Origin of the sequence: Niveispirillum sp. SYP-B3756, assembly GCF_009495745.1 — a bacterium.
Lineage (GTDB): Bacteria > Pseudomonadota > Alphaproteobacteria > Azospirillales > Azospirillaceae > Niveispirillum.
Map to the genome: position 1 here is coordinate 591,028 of NZ_WIDQ01000003.1, position 20,992 is coordinate 612,019.

At 63.8% G+C, this 20,992-nt stretch carries 19 protein-coding genes, 2 tRNA genes and 1 pseudogene; 16 read left to right on the top strand and 6 right to left on the bottom strand.

The window, feature by feature from the left end:
• Window positions 1-4: 4 nt before the first annotated feature.
• Entirely contained in the window at window positions 5-547 is a 543-nt protein-coding gene (locus tag GE253_RS09715) for a flagellar basal body-associated FliL family protein (RefSeq protein ID WP_153203897.1), read from the bottom strand.
• A 315-nt stretch (window positions 548-862) separates the two neighbouring features.
• On the opposite strand from GE253_RS09715, the gene GE253_RS09720 reads away from it, so the two are divergent.
• The 5 genes from GE253_RS09720 (at window position 863) to GE253_RS09740 (ending at window position 9,242) form a co-directional block, all read left to right on the top strand.
• A complete protein-coding gene (locus GE253_RS09720) occupies window positions 863-1,411 on the top strand; it encodes an isochorismatase family protein (protein ID WP_153203898.1) in 549 nt (182 codons plus the stop codon).
• Window positions 1,411-2,436, top strand: coding sequence for a helix-turn-helix domain-containing protein (locus GE253_RS09725; protein ID WP_153203899.1), 1,026 nt, complete (start codon window positions 1,411-1,413; stop codon window positions 2,434-2,436). Before GE253_RS09720 ends, GE253_RS09725 begins: the two co-directional genes overlap by 1 nt.
• 108 nt (window positions 2,437-2,544) lie before the next feature.
• Entirely contained in the window at window positions 2,545-5,865 is a 3,321-nt protein-coding gene (locus tag GE253_RS09730; protein ID WP_153203900.1) for a transglutaminase family protein, read from the top strand.
• 46 nt (window positions 5,866-5,911) lie between these two features.
• Window positions 5,912-8,356 (top strand): circularly permuted type 2 ATP-grasp protein, encoded by a 2,445-nt coding sequence (locus GE253_RS09735; protein WP_153203901.1) that lies wholly within the window; start codon window positions 5,912-5,914, stop codon window positions 8,354-8,356.
• A 22-nt stretch (window positions 8,357-8,378) separates the two neighbouring features.
• The gene (locus tag GE253_RS09740; protein WP_153203902.1) at window positions 8,379-9,242 is read left to right on the top strand and encodes a transglutaminase family protein; all 864 of its coding nucleotides are present in this window, start codon (window positions 8,379-8,381) and stop codon (window positions 9,240-9,242) included.
• Window positions 9,243-9,296: 54 nt separating this feature from the next.
• Here GE253_RS09740 and GE253_RS09745 read toward each other — a convergent pair whose 3' ends face one another.
• A complete protein-coding gene (locus tag GE253_RS09745; protein ID WP_153203903.1) occupies window positions 9,297-9,821 on the bottom strand; it encodes an Lrp/AsnC family transcriptional regulator in 525 nt (174 codons plus the stop codon).
• 162 nt (window positions 9,822-9,983) lie between these two features.
• Here GE253_RS09745 and GE253_RS09750 point away from each other — a divergent pair, with 162 nt between their 5' ends.
• Window positions 9,984-10,949: a mitochondrial fission ELM1 family protein gene (locus tag GE253_RS09750; RefSeq protein ID WP_153203904.1), complete on the top strand. Its 966-nt coding sequence runs from the start codon at window positions 9,984-9,986 to the stop codon at window positions 10,947-10,949.
• Here GE253_RS09750 and GE253_RS09755 read toward each other — a convergent pair.
• Both GE253_RS09755 and GE253_RS09760 read right to left on the bottom strand, forming a co-directional pair.
• On the bottom strand, window positions 10,921-11,493 hold the full coding sequence (locus tag GE253_RS09755) for a GNAT family N-acetyltransferase (protein WP_153203905.1): 573 nt from the start codon (window positions 11,491-11,493) through the stop codon (window positions 10,921-10,923). The two genes, GE253_RS09750 and GE253_RS09755, sit on opposite strands and share 29 nt — an antisense overlap.
• Before the next feature lie 55 nt (window positions 11,494-11,548).
• On the bottom strand, window positions 11,549-12,460 hold the full coding sequence (locus GE253_RS09760) for an N-formylglutamate amidohydrolase (RefSeq protein ID WP_153203906.1): 912 nt from the start codon (window positions 12,458-12,460) through the stop codon (window positions 11,549-11,551).
• A 156-nt stretch (window positions 12,461-12,616) separates the two neighbouring features.
• Here GE253_RS09760 and GE253_RS09765 point away from each other — a divergent pair.
• Together GE253_RS09765 and GE253_RS09770 are read left to right on the top strand one after the other, a co-directional pair.
• A tRNA-Val gene (locus tag GE253_RS09765) sits at window positions 12,617-12,691 on the top strand.
• A gap of 64 nt (window positions 12,692-12,755) precedes the next feature.
• Window positions 12,756-12,830, top strand: a tRNA-Val gene (locus GE253_RS09770).
• A 55-nt stretch (window positions 12,831-12,885) separates the two neighbouring features.
• On the opposite strand, the gene GE253_RS09775 is transcribed toward GE253_RS09770, so the two are convergent.
• Entirely contained in the window at window positions 12,886-14,250 is a 1,365-nt protein-coding gene (locus GE253_RS09775) for a hypothetical protein (RefSeq protein ID WP_153203907.1), read from the bottom strand.
• Between the two features lie 198 nt (window positions 14,251-14,448).
• Between GE253_RS09775 and GE253_RS09780 the strand changes: the two genes are divergently transcribed.
• From GE253_RS09780 to GE253_RS26040, 6 genes and pseudogenes are all read left to right on the top strand, one after another.
• Complete coding sequence (locus GE253_RS09780) at window positions 14,449-14,985, top strand: PAS domain-containing protein (protein WP_153203908.1); 537 nt, start codon at window positions 14,449-14,451, stop codon at window positions 14,983-14,985.
• A complete protein-coding gene (locus GE253_RS09785) occupies window positions 14,960-16,264 on the top strand; it encodes a methyl-accepting chemotaxis protein (protein ID WP_173012571.1) in 1,305 nt (434 codons plus the stop codon). The genes GE253_RS09780 and GE253_RS09785 overlap by 26 nt, the downstream gene beginning before the upstream one ends.
• 106 nt (window positions 16,265-16,370) lie before the next feature.
• Window positions 16,371-16,717 (top strand): annotated as a pseudogene (locus GE253_RS09790) (transposase); the annotation flags it as partial.
• A 154-nt stretch (window positions 16,718-16,871) separates the two neighbouring features.
• Entirely contained in the window at window positions 16,872-17,144 is a 273-nt protein-coding gene (locus GE253_RS26030; protein WP_211101405.1) for a hypothetical protein, read from the top strand.
• Window positions 17,144-17,473 (top strand): hypothetical protein, encoded by a 330-nt coding sequence (locus tag GE253_RS26035; RefSeq protein ID WP_211101406.1) that lies wholly within the window; start codon window positions 17,144-17,146, stop codon window positions 17,471-17,473. Before GE253_RS26030 ends, GE253_RS26035 begins: the two co-directional genes overlap by 1 nt.
• Window positions 17,428-18,330 (top strand): hypothetical protein, encoded by a 903-nt coding sequence (locus GE253_RS26040; protein WP_211101407.1) that lies wholly within the window; start codon window positions 17,428-17,430, stop codon window positions 18,328-18,330. Before GE253_RS26035 ends, GE253_RS26040 begins: the two co-directional genes overlap by 46 nt.
• Before the next feature lie 190 nt (window positions 18,331-18,520).
• On the opposite strand, the gene GE253_RS09815 is transcribed toward GE253_RS26040, so the two are convergent.
• A complete protein-coding gene (locus GE253_RS09815) occupies window positions 18,521-20,101 on the bottom strand; it encodes a hypothetical protein (RefSeq protein WP_153203910.1) in 1,581 nt (526 codons plus the stop codon).
• Between the two features lie 49 nt (window positions 20,102-20,150).
• On the opposite strand from GE253_RS09815, the gene GE253_RS26505 reads away from it, so the two are divergent.
• Window positions 20,151-20,285: a hypothetical protein gene (locus tag GE253_RS26505; protein ID WP_282183198.1), complete on the top strand. Its 135-nt coding sequence runs from the start codon at window positions 20,151-20,153 to the stop codon at window positions 20,283-20,285.
• 427 nt (window positions 20,286-20,712) lie between these two features.
• A partial coding sequence (locus tag GE253_RS09825) for a transposase (protein ID WP_247878592.1) occupies window positions 20,713-20,992 on the top strand: 280 nt, incomplete at its 3' end.

The window sequence follows — 20,992 nt, forward strand, 5'->3', positions numbered from 1 at the left end:
TCCATCATTGCTGAACCAGGAATTCACTGATCAACACGTCCTTCACCTTCACCGGGGCCACCGCCATATTGACCCGCAGCAGCAATTCTTCCCGCAGCCGATACATGCCGGCCGAACCGCGCAGGTCATCCATCCGCAATTCCCGCAGATAGACCTGGAACCCATCGGTGATGCGGGGCAAGGCCGTGGTGACAACAGCCTGATCCTCCGGGCGCGCCACTTCCACCGAAATACCCAGCTTCAACAAGGTGGCCCGGCGTTCGCCGGTATTCAGATTAACCAGCATGTCCGGTACGGGGACATAAAGCGGTGGGCCGTGATAGGCTGGCAGCTCCGGCTCGTGCTGTTCCTCCGCGTGCTCCCCCTCGCCTTCGTGCTTCTTGCCCAGAAGCCCGTCCAGCATCCCGGTGAAGAAAGCGGCGGCACCGCCGCCGACAATCAGCAGCAGCGGCAGCACAATGAACAGAACGATCTTCTTGCCGCTCAGCTTCTTGCGTTGCTGTTCATGTTCGGTCGATCCGCCGCCATCGGTTTCCATGGCCGTCATTTATGAACGCGCCTTCAACGCCATGTTCCGCCCATCTGGTTCCAGCAAACCAGCCCCCACCGGTTCTCCGATGAAAGCGCTGCTTCCACCTGATCCTAATCATGCGGTGGTTAACAAGCGCTTTCAACCGTTTCCACGGTTTTGCTGAAAAAGCCTGTGAGAATGGGGCTGCACAGATACAGTCTTTTCGGCACCAAGGATCAGTAACCGCCATCTATTTGGCGTTTTATGTCCGCATCCCGTCCGGCCCATGCCTTTCCCGGCCGGGATAGAGCCGATAACCTGCCCGCCATCAACCAAGATGGAGTGCCGAAAATGTCCGCCCCTGAAACCGCCCTGCTGGTTATCGATGTGCAGGAAAGTTTTCGCCACCGGCCCTATTGGGGCATGATCGATCTGGATCGTTTCAGCAGCCGCATCCAGCGGCTGCATGACGGGGCAAAAAAGGCTGGCGCCAAGGTGGTGCAGATTTTCCATACCGAGGCTGAAGGCCCCTTCTCCCCCGCATCGGGCCATGTGCGCACGCTGGAACCGCTGGCGGTGGCGGCTGATGCGCGGTTTGACAAAAGCCGCCACAGCGCCCTGGTCGGCACGGGCCTGGATGTCTGGCTGACCCGTAACGGCATCCGCCGGTTGATCGTCAGCGGCATCCGCACCGAACAATGCTGCGAAACCACCACCCGCCATGCCAGCGACCTGGGCTATACGGTGGATTATGTGACGGAGGCCACCTTAACTTTTCCCATGGAAGACAACGAAGGTCGGCTCTGGTCGCCGGCGGAAATCGCCCAGCGCACGGAGCTGGTGCTGGCGAAACGCTTCGCCCGCATCACCACGGTGGAGGAGGCCCTGGCGGCCCTGTGATGATGGCGGATCAGACAAGCATACCGGTTCTGGTGGTGGTGCCGCCCCGCGCGCTGCTGCTGGATATTGCCGGCCCGCTGGAAGTGCTGCGCCGCAGCGGGCTGACACAAGGCAGCCGGGTCGCCTATGCCCCGCGCTATGCCGGCCCGGATGAACGGGTGATCAGCTCCGTTGGCCTGGAACTGGCCGGGATCGCCCCCCTGCCCGACAGGGTAGCGCCGGGAACTGTTATCCTGGTCTCCGGCAATGCCAGCCCCCTGCCGGGGCAGGATGTGACGCGGGACAGGGCAGCCGAACAGGCCATCGTGGATTGGTTGCGCCGGACAGTGGGACCGGATCATCTGCTGGTCTGCATCTGCTCCGGCGCGGTACTGGCGGGACAGGCGGGGCTGCTGAACGGGCGGGATTGCACCACCCATCACGGTGATTGCGAGAAGCTGCAACGACTGGCGCCGGCGGCACGGGTGCTGGAGAATCGGCTTTATGTCGAAGCCGGCCCCGTCTGGACCAGTGCCGGCGTCACCGCTGGCATCGACCTGATGCTGCATCTGCTGGCCCGCCAAGCCGGGCCAGCGGTGGCCAGCGCGGTGGCCCGGCATCTGGTCGTCTATCTCCGCCGGGCCGGGGCGGACCCGCAGCTTTCGCCCTGGCTGGAGGGGCGCAACCATCTGCACCCTTCCATTCACCGCGTACAGGATGCCATTGCCGCCGACCCGGCGCGGGACTGGACCCTGAGTGATCTGTCCCTTATCGCCCATGCCAGCGCGCGTCACCTGTCGCGCCTGTTCAATGACCATGCCGGCATGGGGGTGCCGGATTATATCAACCGGCTGCGCGTGGCACTGGCCCGCCAGCTGCTGGAAAATTCCCGCCTGGATATGGAAACCGTGGCGGAAAGGGCGGGATTCGCATCGGCCCGGCAGTTGCGCCGTGCCTGGGGGCGGCTGCACGGCACCCCGCCCAGCGCCGCCCGCGCCCTCCCTGCCGGGAAAGAAAATGTCGTGATTCCGTCTGTTGGACAATAATGCTGCGACGCAGCTTAACCCATCATTCTTTTGATGTTACCGTGTCTATCCGGGGTTGCGGGGGCCACCAACGGGCCGCCGCTGAAATGGGCTGGGAGACAGGGCCGTATGGGTATCCATGTCGCGTTGCATCACAAGACCGTCTATCGCTATGACCGCCCCATCATGCTGGGGCCACAGGTGGTGCGGCTGCGTCCGGCACCGCATTGCCGGACGCCGATTCTCTCCTACTCGCTGAAGGTCACGCCAAAGCAGCATTTCCTCAACTGGCAGCAGGATCCGCAGAGCAACTGGCTGGCCCGTTTCGTCTTTCCTGAAAAGACCACCGAATTCGCGCTGGAGGTGGATCTGGTGGCCGACATGTCGTCCATCAATCCCCTGGATTTTTTCCTGGAACCGGCGGCGGAAAAATTTCCCTTCACCTATGAACCGGCCCTGGCCAAGGATCTGAAACCGTTCCTGGAGGCGGAGACACCCGGCCCCCTGTTGGTCGAACTGCTGGCCGGTATCGACCGGACGGAACGGGGCACGGTCGATTTCCTGGCCGATGTGAATATCCGGCTACAACAGGCCATCGGTTATGTCATCCGGCTGGAGCCGGGGGTGCAGAGCTGTGAGGAGACGCTGGAAAAGCGCACCGGTTCCTGCCGCGACAGCGCCTGGCTGATGGTGCAGTTGCTGCGCAATCTGGGGCTGGCGGCGCGCTTCGTCTCCGGCTATCTGATCCAGTTGGTGGCTGATCAGAAGCCGCTGGAAGGGCCGGAAGGACCACTGGCCGATTTCACCGACCTGCACGCCTGGTGCGAGGTGTATCTGCCCGGCGCCGGCTGGATCGGGCTGGACCCGACTTCCGGCTTGTTCGCCGGGGAAGGCCATATTCCGGTCGCCTGCACGCCTGACCCGTTCAGCGCCGCCCCGGTGACCGGGGCGCTGGAAATGTGCGAGGTGGAATTCGACCATGCGATGTCGGTGACCCGCATTGCCGAGCAGCCGCGCACCACCAAACCCTATTGGCCCGAACAATGGGCGGCGATTGAGGCCTTGGGCCATCAGGTCGACCGGGAAATCCAGGAAGGCGATATCCGCCTGACCATGGGCGGTGAGCCCACCTTCATTTCCATTGACGATATGGACGGGGCCGAGTGGAACACCGCCGCCATGGGGCCGACCAAGCGGCTTTTGTCCGGCGACCTGATCCGCCGGCTGAAAAACCGCTTCGCCCCCGGCGGCCTGCTGCATTTCGGCCAGGGTAAATGGTATCCCGGCGAAAGCCTGCCGCGCTGGGCCTTGCAACTGCTTTGGCGCCGCGACGGGGATGCCCTGTGGGCACATGATGAATATCAGGCGGATGAGCGCAAGGATTACGGTTTCGGCCAGGAGGATGCCGAGCGATACATCCGCGCCCTGGCAACTCGCCTGGGCATCCCGCCGGAATATGCCCGCGCCGCCTTTGAAGACCCCTGGTACTATATCCAGAAGGAACGCAAGCTCCCCCTCAATGTCGATCCGTTCGACGCCAAGCTGGAAGATGAGGAGGAGCGGGCAAGGCTGGCCCGCGTCTTCGAACGCGGGCTGGATAAGCCGATCGGCTTTGCCCTGCCGCTGAACCGGCGGCATGAGGCGACGGGGCCGGTCTGGTTGTCCAGCGGCTGGCCGCTGCGCAGCGATCGGCTGCTGCTGGCCCCCGGTGACAGCCCTGTGGGCTATCGCCTGCCGCTGGGCAGCCTGCCCTGGGTGGATGAGAAGGAATATCCCTGGTCTTACGAGCAAGACCCGTTCGATACGCGCCAGCCCCTGCCCGCCTATCAGGAACTGGCGCAGCAGGCCGCTGAACTGAAGGGCCAGACGGAGCCGGTGGAACGCCGCCGCCAGATGGCCGACGTGCGCGAGGAGGTGCCGGACCGCGGCCAATCCGCCTGGTGGATCGTGCGCACCGCCCTGTGTGTGGAGCCCCGCGATGGCAGGCTCTATATTTTCCTGCCCCCCACCTCGCATCTGGAGGATTGGCTGGAACTGATCGCCGCCATTGAGGCGACCTGTGTGGAAGTGGATATGCCGGTGGTGCTGGAAGGCTATTCGCCGCCGCGCGACCCGCGCCTGAATTCCATCGCCGTCACCCCCGATCCCGGCGTGATCGAGGTGAATATCCATCCCGCTTCCACCTGGGAAGAACTGGTCCGCAACACCACGGACCTGTACGAGGATGCGCGGCAGAGCCGGCTGGCGACGGAGAAATTCGCACTCGACGGCCGGCATGTCGGCACCGGGGGCGGCAACCATATCGTGGTCGGCGGGGCCACCCCGGCGGACAGCCCGTTCCTGCGCCGGCCCGATGTGCTGCGGTCACTCCTGACCTATTGGCAGAACCATCCGGCACTGTCCTTCCTGTTCTCCGGCATGTTCATCGGGCCGACCAGCCAGCATCCGCGCGTGGATGAGGCGCGGCATGACAGTCTGTATGAACTGGAAATCGCCTTCAAAATCCTGGACGAGGCGGGGCCGGGTGCCCCGCCCTGGCTGGTGGACCGGGCGTTGCGGCACCTGCTGGTGGATGTGCAGGGCAATACCCATCGCAGCGAATTCTGCATCGACAAGCTCTACAGCCCGGACAGTTCCACGGGCCGGCTGGGCCTGCTGGAACTGCGCAGCTTTGAGATGCCACCCCATGCGCAGATGAGCCTGTTGCAGCAATTGCTGCTGCGCAGCCTGATCGCCTGGTTCTGGCGTCAACCCTATCGCGCCCGGCTGGTACGCTGGGGCACCAAGCTGCATGAACGTTTCATGCTGCCGCATTTCGTGGCGCAGGATATCGCTGATGTGGTGGCCGACCTGCGCCATGCCGGCTATGGCTTCCAGGAAGATTGGTTCAAGCCGCACCTGAATTTCCGCTTCCCCACCCTGGGCACGATAACCCAGCGCGATGTGACGCTGGAGCTGCGCAGCGCGCTGGAACCCTGGCATGTGCTGGGGGAGGAACCGGGCGGCGGCGGCACGGTGCGCTTTGTCGACAGTTCGCTGGAACGGGTGCAGGTGCGCCTGACCGGCGCCACCGACGACCGTTTCATCATTGCCTGCAACGGTCGCAAGGTGCCGCTGACCCCCACGGGGGTGGAGGGGGAACTGGTGGCCGGCGTGCGCTATCGCGCCTGGCAGCCGCCTAACTGCCTGCATCCCACCATCCCGGTTCACACACCGCTGGTGTTTGATATTCTGGATAGCTGGACGGGCCGTTCCATCGGTGGCTGTACTTATCACGTCGCCCATCCGGGCGGGCGGAACTTCACCACCTTCCCCGTCAACGCCAACGAGGCGGAAGGACGGAGGCTGGCGCGTTTCTTCCCGTTCGGGCATACACCTGGGCCGATGCCGCCCCCGGCGGAGATCAAGAATCTGGAATTCCCTTTGACCCTCGACCTGCGCCTTGGCTGAACCCGCTCTTTCCCTTCCCCCCTGCCCTGCCGATGCCTGGGACGAGATGGTCACAGGCAAAGGCCGCGTGCGCCCGCACTGGCAGGGGTTTTTTTCCAGCGGGGAGGCGGAAGCCGGCGCGATGGAAGAAAGCTGGGACGCCGCCCGCCGGCTGCTGTTCCAGAACGGTGTGACCTATCACGCCTACGCCGACCCGCAGGGGGTGGAACGGCCCTGGCCGCTGGACCCGGTCCCGCTGCTGCTGCCCGCCACGGAATGGCAAGCGATCAGCAGCGGGTTGCGCCAGCGCGCCCGGCTGCTGGACCGGGTTTTCTGTGACCTGTACGGCACCCAGAACCTGATCCGGGATGGCGTGCTGCCGCCGGGGCTGGTGATGGGCGATCCGGGTTTTCTGCGGCCCTGCCATGGCCTGGAGGTTCAACCCGCCGCCCGGTTGACCCTGTTTGCCGCCGATCTGGTGCGCGACAGCGGCGGCATCTGGCGGGTGCTGGCCAGCCGCACGCAAAACCCCACCGGCACCGGCTATGCGCTGGAAAACCGCGTGGTGTTGAGCCAGACGCTGGCTGAGTCGTTCCGCAACTGCAATGTTGAGCGCCTGTCGCCCTTCTTCGAACAGTTGCGCCAGACCCTGGCCAGTCTGGCCCCGCGCTCCTCGGGGCCGGATGGCAGTCCGCGCATGGTGCTGCTGACCCCCGGCCCCTTCAACGAGGCCTATTTCGAACATGCCTATCTGGCCCGACATCTGGGCCTGCTGCTGGTGGAAGGCGCGGACCTGATGGTCCGCGACCAGTGCGTTTACCTGAAAACCTTGGGCGGGCTGGAACGGATCGACGTCATCCTGCGCCGGGTGGATGATGATTTCTGCGACCCGCTGGAATTGCGGCCCGACAGTGCGCTGGGTGTGCCCGGCCTTTTGCAGGCGGTTCGTTCCGGTAACGTAACGGTCTGCAATGCCGTCGGTGCCGGGGTGACGGACAGTGTCGCCCTGCTGCCCTGGATGGGCAAACTCAGCGAGTATCTGCTGGGGGAAGCGCCCTTGCTGGCCGATGTGCCCACCCTGTGGGGGGGTGACCTGCAGCAACGGGCGGCCATGTTCAGTCGGCTGGATCAGCTGGTCTTCCGCCCGGCCTTTTCCAATCTGGGCCATACGCCCATCCATCCGGCCAGCCTGGATGCGGCGGCCCGTGCCGACCTGATCCACCGTATCCGCCGCCGCCCGCAGGATTGGGTGGCGCAGGAGGCGGTGGCCCCCAGCACGGCCCCCGTCTGGCGCGATGGTCGGATGGAGGCGCGGCCGCTGGTGCTGCGCGCCTTTGCCTGCGCCACCCCGGATGGTGACTGGATGGTGATGCCGGGTGGGCTGGCCCGGATCAGCGCCGATGATCGATACCCCACCGTCTCGCTGCAGCAGGGGGCGGGGGCCAAGGATGTCTGGGTGGTGGGCAGCGGGCTGGCGACACAGCCGCGCCGCAGCCGCGTCACCGCCCCGGATGGGGCCGGCGATACCGGCCCGCATGGCGGCGATCTGCCCAGCCGCGCCGCCGACCATCTGTTCTGGGTGGGCCGCTATGCGGAGCGGGCGGATAATGTCGTGCGCATTCTGCGCGCCGCCGCCCGCCGCCTATCCGACGATGCCCATCCGGGCGCAGATGAAGAACTGGTGCCGCTGCTGCGGCTGATGGGCTGGGTGGGCATGATCCCGCCGGTCATCGCCGCCTCGCCCGCCGCCGATGCGGTGCGGGCCATGCGCCAGTCGTTGGAGATCATTGCCGATCCCGGCAATCCTGGCGGGTTGCGCGCCCATATGGACCGGCTGCGCCGGTCGGTGCTGTGCGTGCGGGACCGGCTGCCGGCTGATGTCAGCCGCCTGCTGGTGGTGCTGGACCAACGGGCCAGCACGCCCTTGCGCAGCGACCCGGCAGCGGTGCAGTTGCGGCTGGATGAGATTGCCCCCCTGCTGGCCGCCCTGGTGGGGCTGGAACTGGATGGCATGTCGCGCGGGCCAGCCTGGCGCTTCCTGGTGCTGGGGCGGCGGCTGGAACGCGCCATCGGCATTGTCGGTGCCCTACAGGGCAGCGGGGTTGCCGCCGGCACGGTGGATATCGGGGCGGCCCTGTCGGTTCTGTTGGAACTGGGGGCCGCCAATGCCGCCTATCGGGAACGCCACCCGATCGGTATCCGGCGGGAAGCGGTCTTGTCGCTGCTGCTGGCCGATCTGGAACATCCGCGTTCGCTGGCCTTCCAGATCCAGACGGTGGAGCGGCAATTGGCCAAACTGCCAGAGGTGGAAGGCGATGGCAGCAATGTCAGCCCCACCCACTTGGCGCTGTCCCTGCTTTCCACCGCCACGCAACTGGTGCGCGACCCGCAGCCGGCCCGCGATGCCGGGGCGCTTTTCGACCTGACGGAGCGGCTGGGCCGCATTCTGCCGGAAATCTCCAACCTGCTCAGCCAGGCCTATTTCAGCCATGTCTTCGCCCGCACCACTTGAGGGGGAGCGGCCGGCGGGAGCCATGCGCTACCGCTGCCGCCATGTTACCCGCTATTCCTATGGGGAGATGGTGACCAGCTCGCATCTGCTGGCGCATCTGGCCCCACGCCCGCATCCGCGCCAGACCGGGCGGGTGACGGACATGACCATCCTGCCCTGGCCCGCCTCCCTGGTGGACCGGCTGGACTGGTTCGGCAACCCGACCACCTATGCCAGCATCCAGACCCCGCACCGGGAATTGACGGTGACGGTGGAAATGGAAATGCAGGTGCTGCCGCCGCCGCCGTTGAACCCGGCGCAGAGTGCCTGCTGGGAACAGGTGGCCTTACAGGCGCTGGAGCGGGCGGAAACGGTGGAGTTTGTGCAGGCCAGCCAGCGCGTCCCCCCGCCGGATGCCGCCATCACCGCCTTCGCCACCGCCTTCTTCCCCTCCGGCCGGCCGGCGGCGGCAGGGGCGATGGCGCTGATGCGGCATATTTTCAGCGAATTCAGCTTCGATCCCACCGCCACCACCGTCAGCACCCCGATTGCCGAGGTGCTGACCAAGCAGCGCGGCGTCTGCCAGGATTTCGCCCACCTGATGATCGCGGCCCTGCGCGCGGTGGGCCTGCCGGCGCGCTATGTCTCAGGCTATCTGCGCACCCTGCCCCCGCCGGGCCAGGAACGGCTGCGCGGGGCCGATGCCAGTCACGCCTGGGTGCAGGTCTGGTGCGGCGAAGGCACCGGCTGGATCGATCTGGACCCTACCAATGGCCGGCAGGCCGATACCGATCATGTCACCCTGGCCTGGGGCCGGGATTATGATGATGTCAGCCCGCTGCGCGGCGTCATTCTGGGCGGCGGCAGCCACGGGGTGCTGGTGGCGGTGGATGTGGAGCCGCTGTAGGGAGTCACCTTAAACAAAAACGGCACCGGTGATCTCTCACCGGTGCCGCACTGATTACGCCTCGTCGTCGTAATCCTCGTCATCATCCTTGGTTTCCGGGCCGACATCGACATCGATGGGCACGCCCGGTTCATATTTCGACTGGCGGATGGCCAGCGCCGACTTCACATGGCTGACATTGGGGGCCGCCGTCAGCTTGGTGGTCAGGAAGCGCTGATAGCTGTCCCAATCCACGGCGACGACCTTCAGCAGAAAGTCCGTCTCACCGGCCAGCATGTTGCATTCCCGCACCTCCGGCCAGCTATTGACCAGGGATTCGAAACGCTTCAGGTCGGTTTCGGCCTGGGAGGACAGGCCGACCTGTGCGAAAACCGTCACATGGAAGCCCATGGATTCGGGATTGATGTCCGCATGATAGCCGCGAATATAGCCGGCTTCCTCCAGCGCGCGCACACGGCGCAGGCAAGGGGGGGCCGAGATGCCAGCGCGCCGCGCCAGCTCCACATTCGTCATCCGGCCGTCTGCCTGCAGGTCGCGTAGGATGCGCCGATCAATCCGGTCGAGTTTAACCCGCCGCATGGTGATTTCTTTGACTCCAGGAGTTTGGATTTGAGCAATGATATTACACGCCCGACGGCAAGCTGCAAGAGCGGGGGCCGTTTCAGGTGAAATTTTCTTATACGATCCATGGGTAAAAGGCCATTAACCGTGACAAACTGTCCCCTTCCCACCTGCTGGGTAATGTCCGATGGCCGCGCCGGGATTGAAAATCCCTGCCTGGGTCTGGCGGAAGCCATGGGCCTGACACCCATCGTGAAGCGCATCGCGTTGCGCACACCCTGGCGGCAGACCACACCCTATCTGCCGCTGCCCGGCCTGTCCTTGCCGCTGGCACCGGGCTCAGACGGGTTGGGTCCGCCCTGGCCGGATGTGCTGATCTCCTCCGGCCGGCAAGCGGTGGGCCTGTCCATGGCCATCGGGCGCCGGGCATCACGCTGCGTGCGGGTGCATATCCAGAATCCCGGCGTGCCGTTCGACCGGTTCGATCTGGTCTCCCTGCCCGCCCATGACGGCAAAAGCGGGGCCAATCTGGTGGAAAGCATCGGTGCTATCCATCGGGTGACGCCGGCAAAACTGGCCGCCGCCGCGGCAACATTCGCCCCACGCGTGGCGGGACTGGCCCGGCCGCTGGTGGCGGTGATGATCGGCGGTTCCAACCGCTTCAGCCAGCTGACACCGGCCATCATGGCGGAACTGGCGGAAAGGCTGGCCCGGCTGGTGCGCGCACAGCAGCTGGGCCTGATGATCACCACATCGCGCCGCACCGGTGCCGAGAATGAGGCCATCCTACGGGAGAAACTGGCGGGCCTGCCGGTCTGGTTGTGGGACGGCACGGGCGACAATCCCTATTTCGGCTTCCTGGCCCTGGCCGATGCGTTGATCGTCACCAGCGACAGCGTGGCCATGGTGTCGGAGGCGGCCAGCACCGGCAAGCCGGTGCATATTATCGACCTGGCCGGCAATGCACCCAAATTCACCCGCTTCCATGACAGGCTGCGGGCGGCCGGCATCACCCGCCCCTTCACCGGACAGCTGGAAAGCTGGCACTATGCGCCGTTGGACGATACGGCCCGGCTGGCCGCCCGCACCTGGGCAGTGCTGGCCCAGAAGGGCTGCTTTACAGCCCCGGCAGCATCTGGGGGGTAAAGGGTACGGGCATGGCATCCAGAGTGGGCGGCGCCTCGCTGCTGCCCAGCGGCCGCACCATCATTACCCAATCCAGCCAGCGTCCATGTTTCACCCCCAAGCCTGGCACTGTGGCGGCCGGGGTGAAGCCCAGCGCCCGATGCAGCCCCATGGAACCATCATTTCCGCCATCCCCGATCACCGCGACCATGCGGCGATAACCGGCCTTGGTGCAGATATCGATCAGCGCCCGCAGCAGGGCGCGGCCCACCCCGGCCCCCTGGGCCTCCGGCGCGATATAGATCGAATTCTCTACCGTGAAGCGATAGCCGGGGCGGGAGCGGAAGGGGCTGGCATAGGCATAGCCTAAAAAGCGCCCGTCGCGCTCGGCCACCAGATAGGGATAGCCCTGATCCACCAGCCCCTGGATACGCCGGGCCATTTCAGCGGCATCGGGTGGTACGGCCTCATAGCTGGCGGTTCCGTCCGTCACATGCGGCGCATAGATCGTGGCGATGGCGGCCGCGTCACCGGGCCGGACCGGGCGAATGCTGATGCTGCTCATATGATTTCCCCCTGTTCTTCTTCATTCTTGACCGGTTCTGCTGCCCCGGCTGATTCTACAGCCGGGGCAGCAGAACCGGTGCCGGAACGGCCCCCACCGCCGCCACCAGCCGCCGCATATGACCGGCCAATACTTCCAGATAGGGCAGCCGGCTTAAGGACCGTTCCTCCATGTAAAGCGCACGGTTCAGTTCAATCTGTAAGGCGTGCACCCCATCGGCGGGGCACCCATAATGACGGGTGGTATAGCCCCCCGCATAGGGGGCATTGCGTCCCACCACATAGCCCATGGCAGTCAGATTGCTTTCTGCCGCCAGTGTGACCTGCGGCGCACAGGCGCTGCCAAAGCAATCCCCCAGCACGGCATCCAGGCTGCCCACGGCAGCCAGTTCCGGCGGCAGACCAATGGAGGGCATGGAATGGCAATCCAGCAGGATGCAATAGCCAAAGCGCGCCCGCGTCGCCTCGATCAACCCCCGCAGCGCCTGATGATAGGGATAATAGCAGCGATCCAGCCGGGCTTGTGCCTCCGAAAAGGGCAAACGACCAGTATAGATCTCCTCCCCATTCGCCACCACACGGGGCACCGTGCCCAGCCCGGCGGCCACGCGCGGGCTGCGGCTGTTGATATGGCCGGGCAGCGGCCCGTCGAACATGCTGGGGTCCAGTTCGAAGGCTTCGCGGTTGGGGTCCAGAAAGGCACGCGGGAACAGGGCCGCCAACATCGGCACCCCCAGGCCGACGGCCGGCTGAAATATCTCATCCACATAGCCATCTTCCGACCGGCGCAGGCTGACCGGGTCCAGCCGGGAGCGGGCGATAAAGGACAGCGGATAATCGCGCCCGCTATGTGGGCTGGCCAGCACAACCGGCAGCAATTGCTCCTCCGGCTGATGCAGCCGGAAGATGCCCCCTTCCGCATCTGTGACGCGGTGTTCAACGCTGGGACTGGGTGGCGCAGGTCTCATGGTGTGAGATGTAACGGAATCCTTCGCCGCCCGCCAGCCAAGGCGGGTATGAAAAATTTATCCCCGCCACCCAAATAGGGTGTTGCCAGCCATCGGGGCAGTTGCTATAAGCCCGCCCACTCCGGTGGTTACGACTTCCGGGGCACTCGACGGATCGGGCGGTTAGCTCAGCGGGAGAGCACTTCCTTGACATGGAAGGGGTCACAGGTTCAATCCCTGTACCGCCCACCATCCAGCGGGTATGGGCCGAAAGGCCGGATCGCCGGGCATCCTGCGCCCTGCGTGTGAGAGATACGGGCGGTTAGCTCAGCGGGAGAGCACTTCCTTGACATGGAAGGGGTCACAGGTTCAATCCCTGTACCGCCCACCATACCTTCGGGATCAAGCCGCCTTCTGGCGGCTTTTTTATTGCCGATTTGCACCGCTTAACGCGGCTTCACCAGTTCATCGCGGGACAGGCGCAGCACATTTTCCGGCACATCCACCCAGCCGCCGATCAGCCCGCCGGCCAGGAAGGAGACACCCGCCTCCTCGCACAGCTTCTCCATCTCCACATCCTCCACCGACTCCAAGGAGATGTGCAGGCGCAGCTTGGCGGCAGCGGCACCAAAGCGCAGCAAATCCGGCCGCAACCGCTCCGCGCTGCTTCCCGGCGGCAGCATCAGCGACGCGATCCTGGCACCGGAGGCCGCGACCGCCGGCAGATCATTGCCATGAATATCCACCACCACCATGATGGTACGGCCAAAGGGCCGCAGGGTGGAAACCATCTCCGCCAACCGGCCGGCCGGCACGCCCGCCGGCACACCGGTCAGGTGATAGGTTATGAAGGCCCGCATATGCGCCGGGATGGTCTGAAGCAGCGCCACCATTTCCCGTCGGCGGGCCACAACCGCCAATGTTTCGAAATTTATCGGCAAGGACAGGAAAAAGCGGAAGCGGTTATCGTATAGTTCCAGCGCCACATCCACGGCGTGACGCATGATCGCCATGTCGGTCTGTAAAATCTGATGCGGATCGGCTGGATCATCCTGGCACTCATAGCCCCAGGCCGGCATCCGCCCCCGGCGGGCCCGGCAGCAGCGGGCGATAAAGATCGACAGCACCTGCTGGCGTGAATCCCAGGCTGGACGATATTTCACCTCCAGCGGCCCCGCCCAGCCGGACAGGGCCGGATGCGATCCGGCCGCCGCCCCTGGCTCCGCCTGTGCCCCGCCCGCATCGACCAGCCCATGGCGCTGCTGCGCCATGGCGGCATCCAGCATGTCCTTCAGCTTGGCCGGGGCAAACAGCATCTCCGACCCAAGTTCCTGCACCGCCGTATGCACGATGATCGAGTCGGTATCGACATCGCCCAACAACAGCTTCTGCAGTTCCTCCAGCAGTTTGGCGCAGATCAGCCGGGCCTGGTCTGGCCCCAGATGGGCAAAGACGACGACATAGGTTTCATGTCCGTGCCGGAACCAGGCATCGCCCGGCCCCAGTTTCTGTTCCAGCAGCTTTTCCGCCAGTTGGTGAACCCGTTCCGCCACGGTGGCCCAGCGAGCACCCAGCCGCGCCTGCAGGCTTTCCAGCCCCAGCAGATGCATACTGCCGCATTGTGTGGGGTCACGTTCGCCGAAAATGCGCCGCAAGGTGGGGCCCAGGGCCGCACTATGCCCACGCGACGGGATTGCCACCGGATCATGGGCATTTTCAGTTGCATGATGCAGCGCCCCCATTGACGGGGTCGGGGTAACCACATCATCCTCGCGCAGGACGGCCATAACAGAGTCGAGAAAGTTTTTCATCGGCCAAACCCTCCCAAGCCTGTGCCCTAACGATCACCAGGATAAACCAAGTATCATTAACAAATAGTGAGGCCCGCCACACGAAAAAGTGGAAAATTTCCAACAATATCCAAATGGAAAGTAGCTGACCTAGATCAATGCGGCCACTTAATCATTACAGTAGAAGGGTGCCACAAAAATGCCGTGGAAGGAACGCCGATGAGTGAAAATAGTAACCAGAGGCCAGCCCTGACCGGTCGGGAGCGCCAGTTCGCCGATGACGAACTGATCGTCACCAAGACGGACAAGGGCGGACGCATTACTTATGCCAACCGTACCTTCCTGCGAGTTGCCCATATGACCGAGGCGGAAGCGCTCGGCACGCCCCACAATTGTATCCGGCATCCGGATATGCCGCGCGTCGTCTTCAAGTTGTTGTGGGACCAGATCGGCGCCGGCAAGGAAATCTTCGCCTATGTGCTCAACCGGGCCCGCAACGGTGACTATTACTGGGTTTTCGCCCATGTGACGCCATCCCGCGACATGGGCGGCAATATTATCGGCTACCATTCCAACCGGCGCACCGCCGACCGCCGCATCGTCAGTGAGATCATCACCCCCGTCTACAAGGCACTGTTGGACGAGGAGGCCAAGCATAGCCGCATCCGAGAAGGCATGGCGGCGAGCGAGGCATTGCTGGGCAAGGTATTGCGGGAACGGGGGCAGAGCTATGACCAGTTCATCTTCTCTCTTTAAGGCACAGATCGCCGGCATCATCGCCCTGGCTGGCGGGCTGGTCGGGTTGATCGGCTGGGTTCTGGGTCACAGCATCCTGTCCGCCATCGGCGGGGCCATCACCATGGCCGGTACCGCCGCTGCCTTCGTGCTGCTGACCCGCGCCAACAACGCTATCATCGCCGCCAACCAGGTGATGGAGCGGCTGGCCCAGGGTGATTATGAGGCGCGCATCACCGGCATCCGCGAAGGCGGGGAGCTGGGGGAATTGCTGCACCGGATCAATGATGTCACCGACCGGGCCGATGCCTTCGTGCGGGAGGCGGCGGCCTCCATGCAGGCGGTGACCAACCAGATCTATTACCGGCGTGTCATGGAAAAAGGCATGGTTGGCACCTTCCTGGCCGGCAGCCGCATGATGAACACCGCCACCAGCGCCATGGGGCAGAAGGTGGAACAGTTCCGCACCATGGCGGATAAGTTCGAAAGCTCCATCCGCAATGTCACCGATCAGGTGACCCGCGCCGCCACGGAAGTGGAGGATACGGCCAAGACCATGTCGGAAGCCGCCGAAGACACCAATCACGAAAGCATGGCCGTGGCCACTGCGGCCGAACAGGCGTCGGGCAATGTGCAGACGGTGGCTTCGGCTGCTGAGGAATTGTCCGCCTCCATCCAGGCGATTACCGAGCAGGTGGAACGGTCACGCACCGTCACCGGCAATGCCGTGGAACGCGCCCGTGCCGCCAATGACCGGGTGGGCACCCTGTCCATCGCCGCACAGCGCATCGGTGAGGTTGTCGGCCTGATCCAGGAAATCGCCGCCCAGACCAACCTGCTGGCATTGAATGCCACGATTGAGGCGGCCCGCGCCGGGGAGGCCGGTAAGGGCTTCGCCGTGGTGGCGTCGGAGGTGAAGAATCTGGCTGGCCAGACGGCCCGGGCGACCGAGGATATCCAGACCCAGGTCGCCGACATCCAGGCGGCCACCCAGTCGGCGGTAGACAGCATCAACGAGATCACCCAGGTCGTCGTCGACGTCAATGGCAGCACGGTGGCCATCGCCGCCGCCGTGGAACAGCAGGGTGCCGCCACCAACGAGATCGCCCGCAATGTCGATCAGGCCGCCACCGGCACCAGGGATGTCTCCCACCGTATCACCAATGTCACCCGGGCAGCGGCCGACACCGGTGCCGCCTCCACCCAATTGCTAGGATCAGCCGCAGCACTGGCCCGCCAATCCCAGGATCTGGACCGGGAGATTGACGGCTTTCTGGACGCCATGCGCAAAGTGGTGTGAAAAGCCGTTCGCCCCATAAATTCGCGGGGTCAGCAATTGACTGACCTGCTCCCTGGAAATGCGCCCAGTGTAAAGCGGAGTCCTTCCGACCGGGGAGGGCTATTTGATGAAGAAGAGCCGTTTCAGCGAGGAGCAGATCATCGGGATTCTGCGGGAGCAGGAGGCGAGACAGAAGACAGCAGAGATCTGCCAGCGGCATGGAATTTCCGAGGCGACATTTTACGCCAGGAAAGCGAAAGATGGCGGGCTGGAAGTATCGGAGACCAAGCGCCTGAAGGGCTTGGAGAATGAGAACAGCCGCCCGAAGAAACTGCTGACCGAGGCGATGCTGGACAACGCCATGTTGCGCGAGGTTGCGGAAAAAAAGTGGTGAGGCCCGCCGCGCGCCGCCGAACGATCGCCCATCTGGGGGCGACGTTCGGTGTGAATGAGCGGCGGGCCTGTTCTGTCCTGAAGGTGCATCGGCGACGGGGCCGCACACGGGCGACGATGACCTTGCCCCAGTGCCCCAACCAGCGGCGGAAATAACCGCAAATTCCCCGCACCACCATCAGACCCACCATCATCAATGGGTGCGACGGCCCCGTGACATCGGGGAGCACCTGACTTGCGGATTTCGCCGCCGAGCGCAACGGCGGCGGCAGCCTGTCTGAAAGGCGAACCGGTCGACGGCGAGGTCGCCGTCGTCACCAAGGTGCAGGCCGAGGAGGCGGACTACAACCTCAGCCCCTGCCGGTGGGCCGGCCAAAGCGAAGATGCTGAAGCGGGCTCCGTTCCGGCCCTGATCTGTGAATTGGAAAATCTCGGCAAGCAAGATGCTCTGATTACGTCCGAGCTTTTACGATTGCTGCGCCCCCAGTCGATTAAGGAGGGGCACTAATGGGAACGTGGACCACGGCGACCGTTGCAGACTGCCTTATTCCGGTACCCGTGACGGGAAAGGCGAAAATTCAAACTCGTAACTACAAGCGGGCCGGCCGCTTCCCGATTGTCGATCAGGGCCAGAACCGCATTGCCGGTTGGACCGAGGATGAAGTAGCCGTCATCGACAAACTGAACCGCGCCCTGATGGGCTTTTCCCGGCTGGTCGAGGTGTTCGACCGCAACGGCGTCACCTTCGTTTTCGTGCCCCAGAGTTTCAACACCGCCACCTCCAGGAGATCGTGGCGCAGACCCTGGCAGCGGCCCGCTCCGAAGCGCCCGACCTGACCGCGGGAGAGGTGGTGGCGGCGTTGGACCGGTTCGATGAGATCTGGTCTGCCCTGTTCGTGGCCGAACAGGCGCGTCTGGTACGGCAGCTGGTGAATCGCGTCACCGTTACCGCAGACGGCATCATCGTTGACCTGCGCACCGCTAGCCTGGGCACATTGGTACGCGATCTGCTCACCCCGCGTAGCCTGGAGAGCGTTGCCCCCGATACCATCCGCATTGTCATCCCGCTCGCCCTGAAGCGCCGCAACAACCGCCCGCGCATCGTGCCGCCAGCCGATATCGAAATGACCGCCGACGGGCGCGCGCTCGATCCCCGTTTACTGCGGGCCATCGCCCGCGCCTGGAACTGGCGTCGCCGGCTGGAGCGGGGCGAGGCGGCAACCCTGACGGATATCGCCGCCGCGGAGGGGGTGACGGTGCCCTTTATCAGCCGCTTCCTACGGCTGGCCTATCTGTCGCCGATGGTTCTTGAACAGCTTCTGATCAATCGCCGCCCGTGCCCCCTGTCTCTGGACCGGCTGGCGGCAATCGCACAGGCACCATGGCAGCTGGCGCAGGCCGACGGCGGCCGGCAAGAGGTGGTGCGAATCAGCAATCCATCCTCCAGCTTCCGCAACACGCGGGGGCCGGCCGGGACAGACAAGCATGGGATCACCTTCCGATTCCATGACCCACGGCACTGGTTTGCCGTCGATTATCTCCAGCGCGGCGCCGGCAGCATCTATGACCTGCAAGGCGTGCTTGGGCACAGCAGCGTCAAGGTCACGGAACTGTATCTGGATTACCTGGACCCGGAAACCCGGCAGCGGGCTGTTCGCCATGTTGGCGGCGGGGCCGGTTATGTGTCAGCATAGGCGTCAGCATAAAGACAACCATTCGCAACGGCTGGTCCCCGTTCACGAACCGCAAGTTATGCTGATAAGTATCTGATTTATCAGGTAGATGGCGGAGGGAAAGCACCTGGAGACAAACTCTCTCTTCGCTAGCGTTCGCAGTTTTTTGATTGAGAACAATTGGATACATTTGTATCTATTTTCTCGAACATCAAGCATCCGAGTGTTTACCAAAAAAAGGATGCGCAAGAAGTCGTTCAAGATACTTGGATTCATCCTCCTCGCGTGTATTCCAGCGTTCGGTGTCCAGCTCTGAACTCAGGAATCGCAAAAGCTCGGCCTGGAAAACCTCGATGAAATCCGTGCGATCAACAACGGCGGATACGCGCTCCGTCCGTTCATACCGGTCCAGAACAGCAACAAGCAGGCGATGTTCATCAAATTCATGGGCAATCAGCCAAGCCTCGGAGCCTTCCTCATCGACCGCGACTCCAAGCGGAAGGTCACCATCCTCGACAGCTTTAAGCCAATCCAGCAATGCCGGCAGCGGATCATAGACCTCTGACAGGGTGATCTGCGCCGTACCTTCACCCAGGCTGAGATCAAGGTAGATCCAGCCATAGTCCGCTTCTTCCTGGGTCAATCGAACAGACACAGGTGTGGTCTGTGCTGTTTCGACCGGTTGGATGAAGGTCGCCCAATAGGACACCGGACGGAACTGCCAATCCCGACCGCGGCCAGGGCGGAAGGGATCCGACAGTCCGCTGACATCCGTGGCAAGATACAGGTGAAAGGGCGAGACCGGCATCGACAGATCATGACCCATGTACCAGTCCAACAAGGCACCATGGGAAGCCCAGGCAAAGGGGGCATGGTCGAGAACCCGGCTCGTTTGCCCAGGATCATCAGCAATGGCCGTCACATAGTCACAACGGGCAAGCAAGTCGGAATAGACTGCGGCGTTCAAGGTGAACCTGGTCCATCGCTGCACCGGCTCCTGGTCGGCAAGACGCAGCGTGCTCAACCCCTCCCGATCCAGCCAGTTCTGAAGCGCGCGGCGGCGGTTGGCCACCCGCCAAGCCGGCGTGCCCGGCGCTGGCGGGCGCAACATTTCCGAGAAGGCCAGCAGCTTCTCGCGCAACGCCTGATCGCGGCACAGGGACAGCGGCATCACCAACCCCTTGGAAATCATGCTGCCGGAGCGGTCTGCATTGGGTTCCCCAAGGGAAAACAGGCCGGCCTGTCCGCCGGCATGGCGCAGGCGGCTGTAATGTCCACCCGGCTGGACCAGAAGCAGACAAGGCACCAAACCGTTCAGGCGACCTTGCAACGCGCCCGCTTCAACGCGACGGGCTGTTGATGCCCGGTCCGAGGCCTGTTCATCGACCAGACGACCAATGAGTTCGGCGGCATTCTGGGTCCACACCGCCGCCGCCGCTTTCCAGGGGCGCAGTGAAGGTGCCGTGCCATTGATTTCACCCGCACCATCGGTGCCGAGCAGATCGAACAGATCCTGCGCCAGCCGGGGCAATTCGCCGACAAGGCGGAGATAATCACCCCGCAGATCAGCCGGAGCGACACGCAGAAACTGGACCTCCTGGTCGGACCAACTCACGCCAGGTGCCTCCGACTGCTGTCGAAGCCAGCAATCCACCGCCCAATTGACAGCGCTGCGCATATCGCTGAACAGCAGACTGACATTGATCCGCTCGCCCCTGAGCATGCCGGCGGCTTGTTCAAGACTGCGCCGCGCTGCCGTGCGGGATTGGTCACGTTTCGACTGAGGGCTCATCCGGCCATACTCCTTCCCATCCGCATCGGCGCAACGCGGTGCGGTAGCCATGCCAGAGCGTTTCAATCTCTGCCAGTGCGACACCATCAACAGCGCCACCCCCGACAAGCCGGGCCAATGCCAGCGTCAGCCGCCGCTTGATGGCCAGGATAACGGGATCCTGCCAAATGGCAGCCTGTTCTGACGACAGGCTTGTCGGCACTGTTCCATAACCCAGCACCTCGAACCGTTGCCGGGCCAGGGAAAGGTCAATGCCGCCATTGGCTGGGGTTCGCCACAACGGATCGAGATCATCGCCATCAGCAATCCATCCGCACAGCAGGCAGTCCGTACCCGCGGCACTCCCCTCCGGCACCCCCGGATAGCCGCAGCAAGGACAAATAACCCGTCCCTGGCAGGCATCCGGGTGGCAGGCGAACCAAAGCCACCGGGCATGGTATGGCTCGGTCGGCATGGCGAGAGCCGTTGGCGCGGCCCGCGGATGGAGCATCTGCCGGAATAGCGCCACAACCGCCACACCATAGAGTCCACGATCAATGACAAGCCGGGTGGACTTGCCCTGGCAAAGTGGAGAGCCATCATCCTAAAATTTGGGTTTGATGGAGGTTTTGATGGTTCGAGTAAAGCAGGTCAAGATCACGGCGGAATTCAAGCGAGATGCGCTGCGGATTTTGTCGACGAGCGGTCGGACGGTGGCCGAAGTGGCAGCCGATCTTGGGATCGGGAAATCGACGCTGCAGCGCTGGAAGACAGAAGCAACGGAGACGGAACTGCTGTCTGGCCCCCATCCGGACGTGGAAAAGGAACTGGCGCGGCTTCGGCATGAGAACAAGATTCTGCGTCAAGAGCGGGATTTGTTAAAAAACGCGGCGGCCTTCTTCGCCCGGGAGA